The organism is Sphingobacterium sp. Mn56C (assembly GCF_049319645.1).
Taxonomy (GTDB): domain Bacteria; phylum Bacteroidota; class Bacteroidia; order Sphingobacteriales; family Sphingobacteriaceae; genus Sphingobacterium.
In genome coordinates, this window is record NZ_JBMOUC010000003.1 from 348,935 (window position 1) to 367,436 (window position 18,502).

At 43.8% G+C, this 18,502-nt stretch carries 19 protein-coding genes; all 19 read right to left on the bottom strand.

The annotated features are described in order from the left end of the window. Positions 1–167: 167 nt before the first annotated feature. Positions 168–1,553 (bottom strand): NADH-quinone oxidoreductase subunit N, encoded by a 1,386-nt coding sequence (locus ACL9RF_RS11095; protein WP_422800696.1) that lies wholly within the window; start codon positions 1,551–1,553, stop codon positions 168–170. Between the two features lie 23 nt (positions 1,554–1,576). Further along, complete coding sequence (locus ACL9RF_RS11100) at positions 1,577–3,022, bottom strand: complex I subunit 4 family protein (RefSeq protein ID WP_422800697.1); 1,446 nt, start codon at positions 3,020–3,022, stop codon at positions 1,577–1,579. A gap of 21 nt (positions 3,023–3,043) precedes the next feature. Beyond that, positions 3,044–4,963, bottom strand: coding sequence for an NADH-quinone oxidoreductase subunit L (gene nuoL, locus ACL9RF_RS11105; protein WP_422800698.1), 1,920 nt, complete (start codon positions 4,961–4,963; stop codon positions 3,044–3,046). Between the two features lie 25 nt (positions 4,964–4,988). Next, positions 4,989–5,318, bottom strand: coding sequence for an NADH-quinone oxidoreductase subunit NuoK (gene nuoK / locus ACL9RF_RS11110; RefSeq protein ID WP_422800699.1), 330 nt, complete (start codon positions 5,316–5,318; stop codon positions 4,989–4,991). Continuing rightward, positions 5,318–5,815, bottom strand: a complete 498-nt coding sequence (locus ACL9RF_RS11115; RefSeq protein ID WP_422800700.1) for an NADH-quinone oxidoreductase subunit J — start codon at positions 5,813–5,815, stop codon at positions 5,318–5,320. The genes nuoK and ACL9RF_RS11115 overlap by 1 nt, the downstream gene beginning before the upstream one ends. A gap of 4 nt (positions 5,816–5,819) precedes the next feature. Continuing rightward, a complete protein-coding gene (locus ACL9RF_RS11120; protein ID WP_422800701.1) occupies positions 5,820–6,341 on the bottom strand; it encodes a NuoI/complex I 23 kDa subunit family protein in 522 nt (173 codons plus the stop codon). A 122-nt stretch (positions 6,342–6,463) separates the two neighbouring features. Beyond that, a complete protein-coding gene (gene nuoH / locus ACL9RF_RS11125; protein ID WP_422800702.1) occupies positions 6,464–7,495 on the bottom strand; it encodes an NADH-quinone oxidoreductase subunit NuoH in 1,032 nt (343 codons plus the stop codon). Between the two features lie 7 nt (positions 7,496–7,502). After that, on the bottom strand, positions 7,503–8,519 hold the full coding sequence (locus ACL9RF_RS11130) for a 2Fe-2S iron-sulfur cluster-binding protein (protein ID WP_422800703.1): 1,017 nt from the start codon (positions 8,517–8,519) through the stop codon (positions 7,503–7,505). 34 nt (positions 8,520–8,553) lie between these two features. After that, positions 8,554–9,909, bottom strand: a complete 1,356-nt coding sequence (nuoF, locus tag ACL9RF_RS11135; protein WP_422800704.1) for an NADH-quinone oxidoreductase subunit NuoF — start codon at positions 9,907–9,909, stop codon at positions 8,554–8,556. Positions 9,910–9,915: 6 nt separating this feature from the next. After that, positions 9,916–10,443, bottom strand: a complete 528-nt coding sequence (gene nuoE / locus ACL9RF_RS11140) for an NADH-quinone oxidoreductase subunit NuoE (protein ID WP_422800705.1) — start codon at positions 10,441–10,443, stop codon at positions 9,916–9,918. Continuing rightward, positions 10,436–11,671 (bottom strand): NADH-quinone oxidoreductase subunit D, encoded by a 1,236-nt coding sequence (locus tag ACL9RF_RS11145; RefSeq protein WP_422800706.1) that lies wholly within the window; start codon positions 11,669–11,671, stop codon positions 10,436–10,438. Before ACL9RF_RS11145 ends, nuoE begins: the two co-directional genes overlap by 8 nt. Before the next feature lie 17 nt (positions 11,672–11,688). Continuing rightward, on the bottom strand, positions 11,689–12,192 hold the full coding sequence (locus tag ACL9RF_RS11150; protein WP_422800707.1) for an NADH-quinone oxidoreductase subunit C: 504 nt from the start codon (positions 12,190–12,192) through the stop codon (positions 11,689–11,691). After that, a complete protein-coding gene (locus tag ACL9RF_RS11155; RefSeq protein WP_422800708.1) occupies positions 12,185–12,739 on the bottom strand; it encodes an NADH-quinone oxidoreductase subunit B in 555 nt (184 codons plus the stop codon). The genes ACL9RF_RS11150 and ACL9RF_RS11155 overlap by 8 nt, the downstream gene beginning before the upstream one ends. A gap of 91 nt (positions 12,740–12,830) precedes the next feature. After that, the gene (locus tag ACL9RF_RS11160) at positions 12,831–13,202 is read right to left on the bottom strand and encodes an NADH-quinone oxidoreductase subunit A (protein WP_422800756.1); all 372 of its coding nucleotides are present in this window, start codon (positions 13,200–13,202) and stop codon (positions 12,831–12,833) included. Between the two features lie 108 nt (positions 13,203–13,310). Continuing rightward, a complete protein-coding gene (locus ACL9RF_RS11165; protein ID WP_422800709.1) occupies positions 13,311–15,047 on the bottom strand; it encodes a hypothetical protein in 1,737 nt (578 codons plus the stop codon). 27 nt (positions 15,048–15,074) lie between these two features. Then, entirely contained in the window at positions 15,075–15,974 is a 900-nt protein-coding gene (locus ACL9RF_RS11170) for a PstS family phosphate ABC transporter substrate-binding protein (protein ID WP_422800710.1), read from the bottom strand. Between the two features lie 288 nt (positions 15,975–16,262). Further along, positions 16,263–17,144 carry an energy transducer TonB gene (locus ACL9RF_RS11175; protein ID WP_422800711.1) on the bottom strand — a complete coding sequence of 294 codons (882 nt, stop codon included), beginning with the start codon at positions 17,142–17,144 and terminating at the stop codon, positions 16,263–16,265. A 31-nt stretch (positions 17,145–17,175) separates the two neighbouring features. After that, the gene (locus ACL9RF_RS11180) at positions 17,176–17,733 is read right to left on the bottom strand and encodes an ExbD/TolR family protein (RefSeq protein WP_422800712.1); all 558 of its coding nucleotides are present in this window, start codon (positions 17,731–17,733) and stop codon (positions 17,176–17,178) included. 11 nt (positions 17,734–17,744) lie between these two features. After that, positions 17,745–18,404, bottom strand: coding sequence for an ExbD/TolR family protein (locus ACL9RF_RS11185; RefSeq protein WP_422800713.1), 660 nt, complete (start codon positions 18,402–18,404; stop codon positions 17,745–17,747). Positions 18,405–18,502 lie beyond the last annotated feature (98 nt).

The window sequence follows — 18,502 nt, forward strand, 5'->3', positions numbered from 1 at the left end:
AAGTCGGAAAACCTAAAGAAAGCCTTTAAAGCACGCAAAAAACCCTAAAGCACAAGTTAAGACTTTCATCCTAAGAAACTTTAATTTCTTTCACGTTAACACAGGTGAACCGTAAAATGCAAATTCTACGGTTGCCCGCACGGGGAGCTCTGTTTTATAGCATGCTTTTAAAATAGCGATACGATACAATCGGGGTAAACCCCTAATACCAGCGTTAAGGCTGCCGTTAACAGGAGCACCACTTTAAAGTTTAACGGTACTGCAATGGCTTCTGTTGCATCGTCGCTGGGGCGGAAATACATATGTGCCAGTACGTTCAGGTAATAGTACACTCCAATCCCGGCATTTACTACGGCAAGGATTAATAAAATAATATGGTAATCGGACATCGCGGCATTAAACATCATGAACTTACCGATGAACCCTGCTGTTAAGGGTATTCCAGCCAACGATAGCATCGATATGGTAATGGTTAAAGCTAACAGTGGATTTTTCTTTCCCAGCCCGTTGAAGGCCATGATCTGATCGGAGCCTAGGTTTCTTTTTACCAATATCAGCGCCCCAAATGCCGCAACGGAAGCCAAACTGTAGGCTATAGCATAGGTGAAAATTGCCGCCGTAGATGTGGCACCAATGCCGACGATAGCAAACAGCATATATCCGGCATGGGCGATACTGGAGTAGGCCAGCATGCGCTTAAAGCTGCTCTGTAGCAAGGCCGAGATGTTCCCGACAAAGAGGGTAATTATAATCACGCCCAATAAAACGGGCGTCCAATAGGCATGCAGGGGCACGAGCACGGTACCAAAAAGACGTAGGAAGCCAGCAAAGGAGGCTACCTTGACGACGGTACTCATATAACTGGTAATTAAAATGGGAGCCCCTTCGTATACATCTGGCGTCCAGAAATGAAAGGGTGCTGCGCCAACTTTAAAACATAAACCGACCAGGAATAGAAGCACACCGCCATAAAATAAGGGCGATACCTCAGTGGGGTTTTGGATAAGGTATTCTGCGACACCGTTTATGGCAAAGGTGCCTGTAGCACCGTAGAGCAGCGTAATACCGAACAACAGGAATCCTGTAGAGAAGGCACCCATAATAAAGTACTTTAAAGATGCTTCGTTGCCACTTAAATCTTTGCGGCGTATGCCTACCAAAATGTATAACGCGACCGACATAATCTCAATACCGATAAACAGCATCGCAAAATTATGGAACGCGCAGACCAATAGGGCACCGGTCAATGAAAATAAAATTAAACAATAGTACTCGGCTACATTGGAACTTATCTCGCGGAAATAGGCCTTCGATAGCAGCAGGATCAATGCGGTTGTCAGTATGCATAATATGGAAAATGACAAGGCCATATGGTCGAACACCAGCATACCATTATAAATCGGTTTTGCATCCGTATGCCATAAGGATATTTCAAACCCTAAAGCCACAAGCAGCCCCAAGAGACTGACCGGTAATAAAGCTTTATTTGCTTTAAACAGCCCTACATATAAAACCCCAATGCCCAATAATGCTAGCGTAATAATCGCACCCATAGTATCTAAAAGTAAATTTATGCCTAAAACTGTATTTGCTCTGTTAATTGTCCAACTGCTGCTTCGGAAAGCTGTAAGACGCTATTCGGAAATATGCCTAAGTATAGTACAGCTATTGCTGCGATAATAAGCAGGACAAACTCGCGACCCTGAATATCTTTTACCGCAACATAGGTCTCCGCTAAAGGACCTAACATGGTCTTTTGATATAACCGCAACATATAAACGGCGCCAAAAATCAGCGTCAGGCCGGCTACTGCAGCATACCAGATGCCTACTTGATATAACCCCTTTAGTAACAAAAATTCGCCTATAAAGCCATTGGTTAGCGGCAGACCGATGGCGCCCATAATAAGCAGTAAGAATAACACCGAAAGCCGAGGCATACGCTTGGCCAAACCGCCAAGATCGGCTAGCGATCTGCTGCCTGCTCGTGCTTGTAAAATATCGATCACATAGAATAAACCTACAACAGATATGCCGTGGTTTACCATCTGTAATACGGCACCCTGCAGCCCCAGGGTATTCCACGCAAACACGCCAGCACTTATCAGCCCTACGTGGGCAATAGATGAGTACGCAAGAAGGCGCTTTGCATCGTTTTGCTTAAACGCTATAATCGAGGCATAGACAAGGCCGATAAGAGCCAATATTAAGGCTATAGGCCCATAGGCTGCAACGCCTAAGGGTGCTATAGGTATCAACCAGCGTATCAAGCCGTAGATCCCCATTTTCAGCATGATACCCGCCAGCAGCATGGTGCCGGCACTTGGCGCATGGGTATACGTATCGGGCTGCCAGCTGTGGAATGGAAACAGCGGAATTTTAATTGCAAAAGCCAGAAAAAAAGCCCAGAAGATCCAGCGTTGTGTGTCTTCGGGTAAGGATAAGGCCCGAAAGGAAGCCCATTCAAAGTCTTTACTTGCTGTCTGTTGGTATAGGTACAAAATAGCGAGCAACATAAGCAAACTACCCAGAAAGGTATAGATAAAAAACTTCATCGTAATACGAATACGATCGCCGTCTCCCCATAAAGCACAGATAAAATAAATCGGTATTAAGGCAATCTCCCAGCCCACATAAAAGGTGAAAGCATCTTGCGCCATAAACACCAGCAGGAGCCCCATTTGCATAAAAAGAAGCAAGGCATAAAAATTACCTGTATATTTTTTGGCGAAGCTGGATAAGGTTATCCAGGGTATTAGCCCGTTGGTCAATACGAGTAGGGGCAAACTAATGCCATCCACAGCGATATGAAAATGAATAGTAAAGCGACTTATCCAGGCAAAGGACTGTGTAAACTGAACCGTTGCATCGGGATTAAACTTGCATATAAAAGGCAACGTAAGTAGCAACTGCAGCACAGAAAAACCCAAGGCCAACCATTTCGCGGTAGACGGGGTCTTTACAAAAGCTAAGATCATTGCTCCTAAAAGCGGTACTAGTAGCAGTATAAATAAGTTATCCATGAATCTCTTCTATTTACAAATCTAAATACTTAAAAAACCATACAGCATAATCGCTATGACACCGATGACCATCATAAAGAGGTAAAACCCCACATGTCCGCTTTGCAGCTGGCGGATACCGCGCCCCGAAGCCATAAAAAATTCGCCTATGCCTTCTACAATACCATCTATACCCGCCCTGTCTATGACTTTATAGAAGAACCTCGATAGCTGGTTTAAGGGTTTCACAATTAGCGCCTGGTAGATTTCGTCGATATAAAATTTATGATACGATAGCCTGTATAGCCATCCCTGGCTTTTACCCTCTTCCGAAGGGATCTGCCCTTTTTTAACATACAGCCCATACGCTAACCCGGCCATAAGTATAGCGGCAACTGCCGAAATAGCCATTAATATATACTCGGTCGTATGTGCAATATGAACGGGGGCCACCTGTTTCTCGCTATATGCGAATATAGGACTGAGGAAGCTGGCCAGCCAGTGGCTGCCGCCAAGTGCTTCGGGCACATTTAAAGCGCCGGCAACGCCAGCAAATACAGCCAAAATAAGCAGAGGTATCCGCATTGCCCATGGCGACTCATGGAGTTTTTGCTGCGTCGACTCAGCGCCTCTATAGGTGCCATAAAAAGTAAGGTACATTAACCTGAACATATAAAATGCGGTACATAATGCAGCGGCAAAGGCTAATATCCAGAGTAGCGGATTCGCTGCGAAGGTAAAAGCTAAGATCTCATCCTTCGAGAAAAACCCCGAGAAGGGCGGGATACCGGCAATGGCCAGGGTGGCTACCAGCATGGTACCATACGTTACGGGTAGTGCCTTTTTGAGCCCGCCCATCTTACGCATATCCTGCTCGTCGTGCATAGCATGGATTACCGAGCCCGCACCCAAGAATAATAAAGCCTTAAAAAAGGCATGGGTTAGCACATGGAAAAATGCCCCTGTATATGCCCCAACACCCAAGGCAAGGAACATAAAGCCCAACTGAGATACGGTAGAATAGGCTAAGACTTTTTTAATATCATTTTGTGTAAGCGCAATTATGGCGGCCATTAAGGCGGTACATACACCAATGCAGGCAATTAATTGCAAGGTAATGGGCGATAGTGTAAACAGAATATTAGACCGAACAATTAAATAGACCCCTGCTGTAACCATTGTGGCAGCATGTATTAATGCGGAAACAGGAGTCGGTCCGGCCATAGCATCCGGTAGCCAGGTGAACAGCGGAATCTGTGCTGATTTTCCTGTTGCAGCAATAAACAGCAGTAAGGTAATCAGCAGTAGCGTTGCGTCGCCCATAGGAAAAAGACTTGCCTTTTCAAATACGGCCGTAAACTCCAGCGAGCCAAAGGCAGCCAAAATTGCGAAAACAGCAATCAGAAAGCCTAAATCGCCAATACGGTTCATTACAAATGCCTTTTTCGCTGCCGATGCATAGGATTTATGGGTATACCAAAAGCCAATAAGTAGATACGAACATAGCCCTACCCCTTCCCAGCCAATAAACATAATCAGGTAATTGGACCCCATAACCAGCAGGACCATAAAGAAGATAAATAGATTCAGGTAGGCAAAAAACTTTCCAAAACCAGGGTCGTTTTTCATGTACGCTATCGCGTATACGTGGATTAAAAAACCTACTCCCGTTATAATCAGCATCATTAATACACTCAGCGGATCAATTAAAAACGAGAAGCTAAGGGTATAATCGCCCACAGAAAACCAATCGAACAGGTGCGCGCTGAAGGAGGTTTCAGCGCCGCTATTAGCCGCATTCAGCACCGTAGCAAATACGGTACAGCTTAAAATAAAGGCCGCCAGCACCAAACCACTCCCAATACTGCCAATCGCACTTTTGGGGAGGATTGTTTGCCCTAGGCCATTGATTATAAATCCGATTAACGGCAATAACGGTATTAACCAAAGAATATCCATCATAACTTGAGGTTTTTAGCTTTCTAATTTACCAACGTAACTTACTTAACGAATCGATATCCACGGATTTGGTATTCCGGTATACCATAATGACAATGGCCAGCCCTACCGCAACTTCGGCAGCAGCCAATGCCATAACAAAAAACACAAATACCTGTCCGCTACCATCGCCCCTATAAGCAGAAAAGGCAGCCAATAGTAAATTCACCGAATTCAGCATCAGCTCAATAGACATCATCATTATAATCACGTTACGCCGGATTAAAACCCCAATTACGCCGATCACAAAAATGATACTACAAAAAATCAAATAGTGATTTATGGGTATACCCTGAATATGTTGTATAAAATTGTCCATTAGGCTTCTTTTCTTTCTTTTTTAGCTAATAATATGGCTCCTACCATGGCTGTTAACAATAAAATTGAAGACAGCTCAAAGGGGAGCAAAAACTCGTTAAACAATATCTTACCTAGGTTTTTAACCAAGCCCACATCGGCATTTCCCGTTATGAAGCCATTGTCGACTTCCATAATACGGAAGGCGCCCAAAAATGTGGCCAGCATACACATCCCCGCAATCGCCCCCATCACCTTAACAAGGTTTGATTTTATGGGTTCACTTTCTTTGTTTAGGTTCAACAACATCAATACAAATAGAAATAGCACCATAATAGCGCCCATGTAAACAATAAAGTTTACGACCGCCAAAAATTGGGCATTCAATAAAATGTAATGAATGGTAAAGGTGAAAAAGGTAATCACCAGGTACAACACGCTATGCACAGGGTTCTTCGTAAAAATAGTCATCAGTGCAAAAAATATCGACAGAAAGGCTACAAAATAGAATATACTCATGGGCTTAGGGCGTTTCTTGTGTAAGTTTGGTAATATCGAATTTGGGCTCTACAAGTTTGTCTTTGCCATAGATAAAGTCTTTACGCAAGTATTCTGCCGTCACGTGCGGGCCATCGAGGTAGATGGCTTCCTTCGGGCAGGCTTCTTCGCATAAACCACAGAATATACAGCGCAGCATATTGATCTCGTATACCGCCGCATATTTCTCCTCCCTGTACAGGTGCATCTCCTCTTTAGACCGTTCGGCAGCAATCATGCTGATGGCTTCTGCAGGGCACGAAAGGGCACATAAACCACAGGCCGTACAGCGTTCGCGGCCTTGCTCATCGCGCTTTAGAGAGTGCTGACCGCGAAAGTTCTTGGCGTACGGTCTTTCCTGTTCGGGATAACGAACCGTTGGTGTTTTCTTAAAAAAATGCCTTAAAGTAATCGATAATCCCTTCACAATGGCCGGCAAATACATACGTTCCCAGATATTCATGGGCTTCTGTTCGAGTACTTTTTTTCTATTACTTAATGATTGCATAGTTTAATCTTTTTGAAGGTTATAGCCCTAACATTAAAGCGCTTGGCTCCAGTATACTCCGTTTTCTACAACTCTACTTTCCATTGTATAATTAAAAAATAACCGTTTATATCTCCAGGCTGCTACTTATCGAACCATAGCGTTACAACGCCGGTAAGCACGATATTGGCAATAGCAAGCGGTATCAACACCTTCCAGCCCAGGTTCATAAGCTGGTCGTAGCGAAAGCGCGGTAATGTCCAGCGTATCCACATAAAGAAGAAAATAAAGCCAAAGATTTTAAGAAAAAATACCAGTACACCGATCAGGGTAATCCAATTCTGTGACAGGCCCAAATCGTACATAAACGGAAAGTTATACCCCCCAAAATATAAAGCCGCCATAAGCGCCGAGGAGACGAACATATTGATATATTCGGAAAACATATATAACCCCAACTTCATGGAGGAATACTCGGTATGGTAGCCCCCTACCAATTCGGTTTCACACTCAGGCAAGTCGAAGGGTACGCGGTTACATTCGGCAAAAGCACAGGTAATAAATATTAAAAAGCCTAAAGGCTGCACCCAGATATTCCAATTCACAAAGCCCGACTGCTGGGCAACGATCTCGCCAATTTGCAGCGTTCCTGTTACCATCAGTAAAGCGATTAACGACAGCCCGAGACCAATTTCGTAACTTATACTTTGAGATGCCGCACGAATGGCACCCATTAAGGAGAATTTATTATTGGAAGCCCAGCCCCCAAGCATTATGCCGTAAACACCCAAGGCAATAACGCCGAAAATGTACAATACGCCGATATTCACTTCGGCAACCTGCAGGCTAATGGTATGGCCACCGATGCTTAATTCTTGCCCCCAAGGTATTACAGCCGAGCTGATACATGCCGTTATTATAGCAATTACTGGTCCCAGAATAAACAGTGGCTTATGGGCTCCTGCAGGAATAATCTCCTCCTTAAAGAAGAATTTTCCACCATCACATAGCGGCTGCAGCATACCATATATCCCCGCCCGGTCGGGGCCTAAACGATCTTGCATAAAACCGGCGATCTTACGTTCGGCAAGGGTGGAATACATGGCAATAACCAAGGTTATAGTAAATACGATAACGACAAGGATTAATTTTTCGATTATATAGGCTGTTTCCATGGGCTATTTATTTTAATCGTTCCGTACGGGCCAGCTGTTCTGCATTGGCCTCTTGTAGTTTTTTATTCTCCTGAATTACCGCTGGTAAATGAAAGGCCCGGTAATGGTTGGCCGCAATTACCGATTCGGCTTCTACCGGTGTAGGCTGCTCCAGTACCCAATCGGAGGTGTGTTTCTTGTCGAAACGACAGGTATTGCAGATAAATTCTGCTACCTCACCGTATTCATCCTTACGCCCTGTTACGCGGAGTACTTCGTCGCCCTTATACCATAAAGTGACCTTGCCGGCACAGGTAGGACAATCTCGGTGGGCATCCACAGGCTTGGTAAACCAAACCCGATTTTTAAAGCGGAAGGTTTTATCGGTCAGCGCGCCAACCGGACAAACATCAATGACGTTGCCTATAAAATCATGGTCTAGAGCCTGGTGAATATAGGTTGATATCTCGGCATGGTCGCCCCGGTTCAAGATGCCGTGCTCCCGTTTTGTGGTCAACTGCTCGGCGACAAAAACACAGCGGAAACACATGATACAGCGGTTCATATGCAGCTGTATCTTATCGCCGATATCGATACGCTCGAACGTACGCCTTTCAAACTCATACCGCGTAACATCAGAGCCATGTTCATAGCTCAGATCCTGAAGTTTACACTCGCCAGCCTGGTCGCAAACGGGGCAATCTAAGGGATGGTTTATTAGGAGAAACTCGACAATGCTCTTGCGCGTTTCCAGCACTTCCGTAGAGCTGATGTTCTCCACCTCCATACCATCCATCACTGTTGTACGGCAGGATGCCACCAGCTTGGGCATGGGCCTGGGGTCTTTTTCGCTACCCTTAGCGACCTTTACCAGGCAGGTTCTGCACTTGCCACCGGACCCCTGCAACGTCGAGTAATAACACATCGCCGGAGGCACAATATCGCCACCTATTAAGCGGGCGGCATTCAGAATTGTGGTGCCCGGATCTACGTCAACAGGAATACCATCAATTGTTACTTTAAATTTTACTGCTTCTTCTGCCATCGTATCTGCTCTAATATGCTTTACCAATATTTCGCTATTGCGCAATAGGTGCCAACGGATCGGCATAATGCGCTAAACCATAATTTGTATGCTGCGATTCCTGCGGATGCAGGACATGCCATTCAAATTCATCCCTAAAGTGGCGTATGGCCGCTGCTACAGGCCAGGCTGCGGCGTCGCCAAGTGGGCAGATGGTGTTTCCCTCAATTTTACGCTGTATATCCCACAGCAGGTCTATATCAGCCATACTGCCACGGCCATGTTCAATTTTATGAAGCACCTTTTCCATCCATCCGGTACCCTCCCGACAAGGGGAACACTGTCCGCAGCTTTCGTGGTGATAAAAGCGCGTAAAGTTCCATGTATTACGCACAATACACTGATCTTCGTCGAACACAATAAAGCCCCCTGAACCCATCATGGTACCCGTTTGAAAGCCGCCATCGGCAAGCGATTCATAGGTCATAAGGCGCGGATTGCCCGCTGCGGTTTTCGTAATCAAGTTGGCGGGTAATATCGGAACCGAAGAACCTCCGGCAACCAAAGCTTTTAACCGCTTACCGTTGGCCATGCCGCCACAATATTCGTCGGAGTAGATAAACTCTTCAACCGGCACCCCCAGTTCTATTTCATATACCCCCGGCTTGTTGATATTGCCACTTGCCGAGATAAGTTTTGTTCCTGTACTACGTTCTATTCCAATATTCGCATAAGCCTCACCGCCATCGTTTATAATGGGCACGGTAGCAGCAATAGACTCCACATTATTTACCACCGTAGGGCAGCCATATAAGCCCGCTACAGCCGGGAATGGCGGTTTTATCCGGGGGTTACCCCGTTTCCCTTCCAACGACTCCAGCAGCGCTGTTTCCTCCCCGCAGATATACGCTCCAGCACCAGGCTGCACATAAATTTCAAGATTATAACCTGTGCCCAGAATATTCTGACCGATAAAGCCGGCAGCCTTAGCTTCGGCAATTGCATGTTCAAGAATACGCACCTGCGGCATCATTTCGCCTCGTACATAGATATACGAAGTATTGGCCCCCAGGGCATAACTCGACACAATCATCCCTTCGATTAAGGCATGCGGAATATGCGTCATGAGGTAACGATCTTTAAACGTTCCAGGTTCCGATTCGTCGCCATTACATACCAAATAACGCGGTACACCTTCCGGTTTGGCCAGAAAGCCCCATTTCATGCCCGTCGGGAAACCGGCACCGCCACGCCCACGGAGGCCTGATTTTTTGACCTCCTCTACGACATCATCCGGCGACATGGTTTTCAATGCCTTTTCTACCGCCCGGTACCCCCCCTTTTCGCGATATACGGCATAGCCTTGTATGCCCGGTGTATTGATATGTTGTAATAATAGTTTACGTCCCATAATATATTACCCTTCCTGCTGTGTATTGTTGCGTAAAGATTGTATTAAGTCGTCTACTCCATCAGCGGTCAGCTGCTCATAAAAAGTATAGGCAGGACCAATCTGGAGCACGGGGCCATAACCACAGGCAGCCAAACATTCTACGCCACGCCAAGAGAATAAGCCATCCTCCGTAACCTCGCCTTCTTTTACCCCAAGGGTAGTGGCGATGTGCTCCATAATTTTTTCGGCACCCACAAGACAGCAGGGGCCGGTACGGCAAATCTCCAGGGTATATTTGCCCTGAGGTTGTAAAAAATACATACTATAAAATGTTGCGACCTCATATACCTCTATCGGCTGTATACCTAAGTATGCCGCTACGGCATCCATGGCCTGTGCACTTAGCCAGCCATATTCGGCCTGCACCAAATGCAAAATAGGCAGCAACGCCGACTTCTGCCGGCCTTCAGGATAACGGCTCACTACTTCCCCAAACTTCTCAAGCAGGGCAGCAGCAAATTCTACGGGATAGTTTTCTTGTACACTAAGCATCTAATTCTCCTGCAATAACGTTTAAACTACTCATATTAATAATCGCGTCCGAGATCAGCATCCCGGCACTCATGGGCGCAAACATCTGATAGTTGATAAAAGATGGTCGCCGAAAGTGTAAACGATAGGGCGTTCGTCCAGCATCGTGTATTAAATAGAAACCCAACTCGCCGTTGGCGCCTTCTACAGCCTGGTAAACCTCCGATTTTGGGGTCTCCAGCTCGCCCATAACAATTTTGAAATGATAAATCAGCGCCTCCATATTCGTATACACCTGCTCTTTTGGTGGCAAGTAAAACTCAGGCACATCCGCATGAAATATTCCCGGCGGCTCCAGCGCTATCTTATCTAACGCCTGTGCAATAATCCGCATAGACTGTCGCATCTCTTCGTTACGCACCATAAAACGGTCGTATACATCGCCATTCGTACCTACAGGCACATCGAAGTCGAACTCCTCATACGCGCAATAGGGTGCTGTAACACGGACATCGTAATCCACCCCTGTAGCCCGCAGAATAGGCCCCGACCAGGCATAGTCCAAAGCCTCCTCTGCCGTAACGGCGGCTACACCCGATGTTCTTTCAATAAAAATGCGGTTGCGAACAAACAACTCCTCAAACTCGGACAACACCGCAGGGTAACGCTCCAGGAAAGCCCTTACCTTCTCAAAAACAATGGCGTTAAAGTCGCGCTCAAAACCGCCAATACGGCCAATATTAGTCGTCAGACGGGCGCCACAGATTTCCTCAAATATTTCGTATATCGCCTCCCGTTCCTGCATCACATACAAGAACCCCGAGAAGGCCCCAGTATCGACGCCTAAAATTCCGTTACAGATAATATGATCAGCAATCCGTGCCAGCTCCATCACCATAACCCGCATATACTGCACCCGCTTCGGGATAGTTATACCCAGCAACTTTTCCACCGTCATATGCCAGCCCATATTATTTATGGGCGAAGAGCAATAATTTAACCGGTCGGTAAGTGGAGTAATCTGATAAAATGGCCGATGTTCAGCAATTTTTTCGAATGCCCGGTGAATGTAACCAATTGTCGAAACACCACTTACAATACGTTCACCATCCATCTGCACCACATTCTGAAACACCCCATGTGTGGCCGGGTGTGTAGGCCCGATATTCAGCGTTATCAGCTCGTCTTGCGGGTCATTATCGAAAAAAACAGGTTGGTTTGGGGTTATCTTGGTTATTGGGTTGCTCATCTTCTTTACCTATTGGGTTATCGGCCAAAATAAAAATCTTTCTTATCAACGCGGTTGGGGTCTTCCAATGGATACTCTTTGCGCATCGGAAAAACATCCATATCTTCCACATTCAAAATGCGCCTTAAATCGGGATGCCCTTCGAACTGTATACCATAAAAATCAAAGGTCTCCCGTTCCATCCAGTTCGCTCCCTTCCACACCGTGGTTGCCGTAGGCACTATGGGGTTATCAGCACGTACAAACACCTTTATCCGGATGCGTAAGTTTTGAAAAAGGTTATGCAAGTGATATACAACAGCAAAGGCTAGCTCCTGGTTCGGGTAGTGCACAGCGGTAATATCTGTTAGGTAATTAAACCGTAACTGCTCATCCGTTTTTAAAAACTGCAGCACTGCGATGATATGCGCAGGGTCGGTAGAGATCGTCAGCAAACCATGGGGCTCCCCCAACGGCTGCACGCCATCCGCAAATTTATCCAACACACGCGCTAAAACAATTGCATTATCAAGTTTATCCATGGTCTGTATGTATTCCGTAACTATCCAATAAGGCTTTATACGCCGGGCTGTTCCTTCGGTTTAAGGACTCACTACGTACAATATCCTGTAACTTCAATACGCCGTCCAATATAGCCTCTGGCCTTGGTGGGCAGCCCGGCACATACACATCTACAGGAATAATTTCATCGATGCCCTGTAAAACGGAGTAGGTATCAAAAATACCCCCACTAGAAGCACAGGCTCCCACAGCGATTACCCATCGGGGCTCTGCCATTTGTGTGTACACCTGTCTTAATACGGGAGCCATTTTTTTTGCAATCGTACCCATGACCAAAAGCATATCAGCCTGTCGCGGGGAAAAGCTGGGGCGCTCGGCACCAAAACGGGCGAGATCATATGTAGAACCCATGGTGGCCATAAATTCTATTCCACAACAAGACGTCGCAAAAGGTAACGGCCATAAAGAATTGGCACGTGCCAAACCAATGACTTTATCCAATGAGGTGGCGAAAAAACCGGCTCCTTCTACACCTGGAGGCGCTTCCGCTAAGGTGACTTTGTCCATAATTAGCGTTCTCTCTTCGTTAAGTTTATAATACCTCAATATACCAATAAATTGAAGTAAATAAAATGAAAATCAGCTATTTAGAACAATTCTAATCCCAGTCTAGCGCTTTCTTTTTGATGACATAAATAAAGCCTAAAAGCAGCAAACCCATAAATATGAACATCTCTATTAAGCCCTGAAAACCAAATTCGCGGAAATTTACGGCCCAAGGGTACATAAAAATAACCTCCACGTCGAATACAACGAATAAGATGGCAACAAGAAAATATTTAATAGAAAAGGGTTGGCGAGCATTCCCGACGACTTCCACACCAGATTCGAATGCAGAGAGTTTATTTTCGGTTTTTACTTTAGGCCCCAAAAGATGCGTACCAATAATGGTAACAATTCCAAAGCCTGCTGCAACACCCAATTGAATTAGAATAGGGACATAATCCATGGGCATGCTTTGTGGGTGCATATTCTCCATAAAAAGTTTAGTATCAGTTACGTAAACAAATTAAGGAATTTTAAGCAATAAAAAAAGGGAAACTCGAAAAGTTTCCCTTTTTTTATGGTTAGCCATTAATTACCCTTTCAAGTAATCTAAATAAGCTTGAGCATTTTCATCATCAGGTTTAACTTTGATGGTATTTTGGAAATACTGTAATGCTTTTTTGTTATCACCTTTTAATAAGTAATAGTACCCCACATTATTGTACGAGTCAACCAATTTATTGATATCATCATCCGACCAGGTACCACCTTTAGTTTTTTTGTCGTTCAATACCTGTACCAACTGGTCAAAAGCAGGCACGAATAAACCTTTAGCCAGTTCCGGTGTTTCCGGGTCAATAACATCCAATTGCATATTAGCAAATCCTGTCATATATAAAGCATCCGCTAGGTACTCATCGTAAACTTTCTGATCATTAGATTTGATAATTACATCAAACGCTTTAATCGCATCGTTCAGCTCTTTTGTAGCATCCTGCTCTTTTTCTTTCTTCGCCGATCCGGCACGGAAGTTTGCATTTCCTAAGAAATAATTCGCTTCGTAGTAGAAATCTGTACCTTTTTGGTTTGCCGGGATATTGAAGATTGCCGCAGCAACATCATATTTACCCTGACCGTAAGCCACCATACCGGCAGATCCAATCTCAGGCATCATCTCAGGGTTTTTCTCTAAGGCAGTTTTTAATAAAGGTAAACCTTTTTCTACATCGCCCGTTTCAACATACGCCAAACCTGCGAACAAGTAATCGATATCAATTAAACGGTCCGCATCCGCAGAAGCGAATAATTTGCCGAAGTACTCTACCCCTTTCGCGTAATCCTTTTCCTGGTTAACCGCGATCAAACCTAAATAACGGAATACCTTCGCATCAACACCCGGTACATTTTCAAGTTTCTGAGCAACAGATTTCAATTGCTCATACTGCTGTCCGTAAACCAAGAAATCGGCGTAACGCACTAAAGCTTCCGGTGAATTATCACCCGTAACCTCTAAATATTTTTTATAGCTATCCACGGCTTTAGAAACCTGCGTTTCGTAAGCAGCCTTTTCAGCATCGTTTGTATCTGGCAAACGTTTAGCAATTTGCAATTGTGTCTCCGCAATCTGACGGTAAACAGGACCGTAGTTCGGGTATTCAGAAGCGATTGTTTCAAACTGCGTTAACGCTTCCTCAAAAGCCTGAGCACGACGTACGATAATCGCTTTACCGATTCTCGCTTCCACTAAATTAGGATCTAAGTTTTCGGCTTCCTGATAACTTAAGAAGGCCTGGCTCGCTTGACCACCCATACCCACGTATGCATCCCCTAATGCTACAGACACCGAAGCGTCCTTCGCATTTTTAGCTTTGGCCTGTGATAAATAATCTACGGCTTTCGCGTAATCCGGTTTAGGCGCGTCGATATAAGCACGTCCGATATAATAAAGTGGCAAATAATCTTTTTTACCTAAGGACGAAGTTGCTTGTGCAAATTTCTGTTCCGCTGCTGAAACGTTATTTTTTTGCAAGTCTACAATACCAAGACCTACCGTATTCAACACCTCTTTCGGCGCATTAACTAAGCCCTCATTAAAAAATACAGCCGCACTATCTGCTTTTTCATTGATCAAATAAACCTGACCTAAGTAGAAATAATTCTGTCCGTCTTTACCTTTTTTTTGCACTAAACTCTGCAAAATTCCTTTTGCTTTGTCATATTGCTCAGCTTTGATTGCTGTCTGAGCATCTTTCAAACTTTGAGCGCTAGCTGATCCAACAAAAGCTCCAGCTAATGCTAAACTTAAAAACAATTTGCTTTTTGTCATCATTCCGTTTATGTTCTTAGTTAAGTATTATCAATTTCTAATTATTATCTCTCTTCCTGGCATTGTTACAGGCAACATACCTGCTTTAAGTACAATGCGCTGGCCTCTATCGCCCGTAAGAAAAGCCGAAAAACCAATTCCCAAACCCAAGTTTGGTTGGTAATTTAACACGAAAATCTCCCGTTTCAGCGGATACTCGTCGGTAGACAAGCTTGCCTGCGAGGGTTTAACGTATTTTGGCGTGGCTAATTTCTCATTTAGCACGCTCAAGATACGAATTTTATCCATTTCTTGAAAAGAACTTTCGAAAGTTAAATATTGATTTAAACTCAAAAAACCAATCTTTCCTGTGGACGAAGCCACTGTCTTTAAAACCTCCTCGGCATTAGTTTTTGCTTCTACAAAGGTATTAGCCACTTTTTCTATATTCCCTAAATCGCGGAAGTATCGTAAAATACTGGAGTTAACGTTATCAAAAACTAAGGTATAAGGTTTTACTTTATTACCCTTCAATAGTTCAATAATATCGGAAACCACGACCCCCGTGTCTATGTCGTTTTTATTACTAACCAAAACAATGCCATCATAAGCAAAAGCAAAGATTCGAGGCGTAATTTGACGCTGTTCAAAGCTCTTTTTTTCGTCCGCATTCAACGCGCGCGTTAAAATAGCGACATCTGCCTCACCTTTAAGCAAAGTATTAATTGCTTGAATTTCAGGCTTTCCGCTTTCCAATACTTTCGCATTGGTATACGAACTTTCAAAAACTTCTTTTTGTTCTTGTATAAGCGGCAAAATCGTCTCGTCGGCAACGACCTTTAAGCTGCCCACCAAAACATCCTCATTACCAGATTTCGAAGAATTACTGGAACAGCTATTAAGTCCAAAAAGCAACAGACCTAAGAAAACGTAGGGATACCATACTTTCATTGTAATAAAATAAAAGGATTAAAAAAAAGCGTAAACTTCAACAATTTTAGCGTAAAAAATTGTTCTGCCATAACCTAGCGAACCGCATAAATGAATAGACAATAAGCAAAATACCGAACATATTTTTGTATGCCTTATCAATCTCTATGGGAAAGTCCTTCCAGAAGATTATCAAAATACCAATGATAAAATAGAATAGGAACATGCATAGGCCTAAAATAGACAGAAATCGCTGTGTCGGCGATTTCTGTCTAAATTTTGTATTATCTGTGTTGGAGTTGAAACCCATTACATATTGGTTAAGTCCAAACGGATAGGCAATTGGAATGCCACACGCACAGGTCTACCATTTTGGATACCTGGCTGCCATTTTTTAGCTTTTTTAAGCATGTTGATAGCAGCTTGCGCCGTACCGTAGGATAAATCACGTACTACTTTAACATCAGTCAAAGAACCGTCTTTCTCTACTACGAAAGAAACCAGAACAGTACCTTTTACACCAGCGTCAATTGCACCTTGTGGGTATTGGTAGTTTTCAGAAATCCATTTACGGAACTGCTCCATACCACCCGGAGGTTGCGGTTGTATTTCTACCGACTCGAAAATCTCGTCGCCCGAACCCGTACCACCTTCAACGCCTTTAGTACTACCTGTAGCAGAACCTGCTACATCTTTAGTACCCCATTTACCTTCTGTAGTAATACTACCACCTTTCATCCCCTTCATTGCCGTTGGACCGATAAGTTTTTTCTTATCTGTAGCTTCTTCCACGGTAGATATTTCCGTTTCAACAGCCTTTTCTTTTGGCACAGGTTTGATTTCAGGTAAAGCAACTACATCTAATGCAGGCTTGGACTCAGCAATCTTTGGTGCTTCCTCCTGCACGACTGGCTTTTCTTCTTCTTCAGGAAGTTTCTCATTCAAATCCTCTAAAGTAACCTCTTCGGTAAAAGCGATCTCCTCTTTCGGAGCCTCTTTTCCAGAGAAAAGCTTTAGATTTAATGCCTGAGGAATACTGAAAGCCGCAACTACTGCCGCCACAATAAGCAGGGCCGTGTTGGTAGCTTTCGGTCCAATCTTACGAAGCTCGTAGGCTCCGTAAGCTTTGTTCCTGTTTTCGAAGACAACATCAAGCCACTCTTTTTTAAATATATTCAACTTTTCAAACATATTATTTCTTTTTATGATCCCCTGCTAACGATTAATCGTTGTACAGGTTTTCTTTTTTCAATAGCTCAATTTCGTCGTTCATAATTCGGTTAGAAATCATGTAACGTTTGATGTCCGCAATTTTCATTTCATCCAATGCGTCAACGATATTTCTAGTTACTGATTTTTCACTAGGACGTATTACTACGATTATATCTTTACCACCTGTCTGTTGAGGGACTAGCTGTTTCATTTTTAATAAAATAGCACGTAATCCATCTTTGCTATAATCGATAACCGTCGGACCTTGCAAAGGCTTCTTGACATCACCTTGGTACCAAACAATTTTATTGTCTGACCCCAATACTAAGGTTATACTACGGTGCTCGTCTACGTCGACATCAGTTTGTTTATCTGTCTCCACGTTTTTATCCGGCATCGCAACATCCATCGCTTGCGGTTTATTCAAGGAAGTGGTCAACATAAAGAAAGTAATCAACAAGAAGGCTAAGTCCACCATAGCTGTAAGATCGACCTTACCGCCATTTTTCTTGGATCTTACTTTCCCGCCTTTACCCTGTTTACCGGAGTCTTGATTTAATTCTGCCATTTGTTTCTTTCTTAATTATCAGCTTTCAGACCAGTTACGAAACTAAACTTGTTCTGTTTCTGATTACGCAACGTTTCAATTATTAAATTCAAACTTGGAAACTTCTCGTTTGCATCCGCTTTAATTGCGACAGTCATTAAATCGATATCATCTGGGTCTTTACCATCTTCAATCGCTTTATCTTTTAATATTTTCGCAGATGCTAAACGCGCTTGTTTAACCCAGGAAAATAATTCATTCGATGCATTCATTGTAGAATCCACAGGAATCCCTCTTTGCTTATCACCTGTTCTATCAGCAGCATCTGCAGCCAACAATGTTTTCATTGTTTTCATAGATACTCCAAAATCTTCTAGACCTTTGAATTTTGCATATTCTTCCGGAGTAAATTCAATGTTGTATAAGGCTGCCATATTTTGCAATGCCTGTACACGAACATTCGGATCACTCATTTTAAAGAACACTTTTCCTTCATCGCCAACGGTGATAATCGCTAAGTTTCCATCCGGTAATTTAGCCTGTGAGTACGACGGTGCCGTATCCACGATCAACGTTTCTGGTTGTCTAGCAGTTGCTGTAAGAACGAAGAATGTTAGCAGCAAGAAAGATACGTCACACATCGCCGTCATGTCGATGGATGTACTGGCTCTTTTTACTTTTGCTTTACCCATTTCTTTAATCTTTTTAAATTAACAACTCTAACTCTATGTTTTACGTTAAGATGTTTCGATATTTCACTTTCCATAAAAAAAAGTAAAATAATATTCCA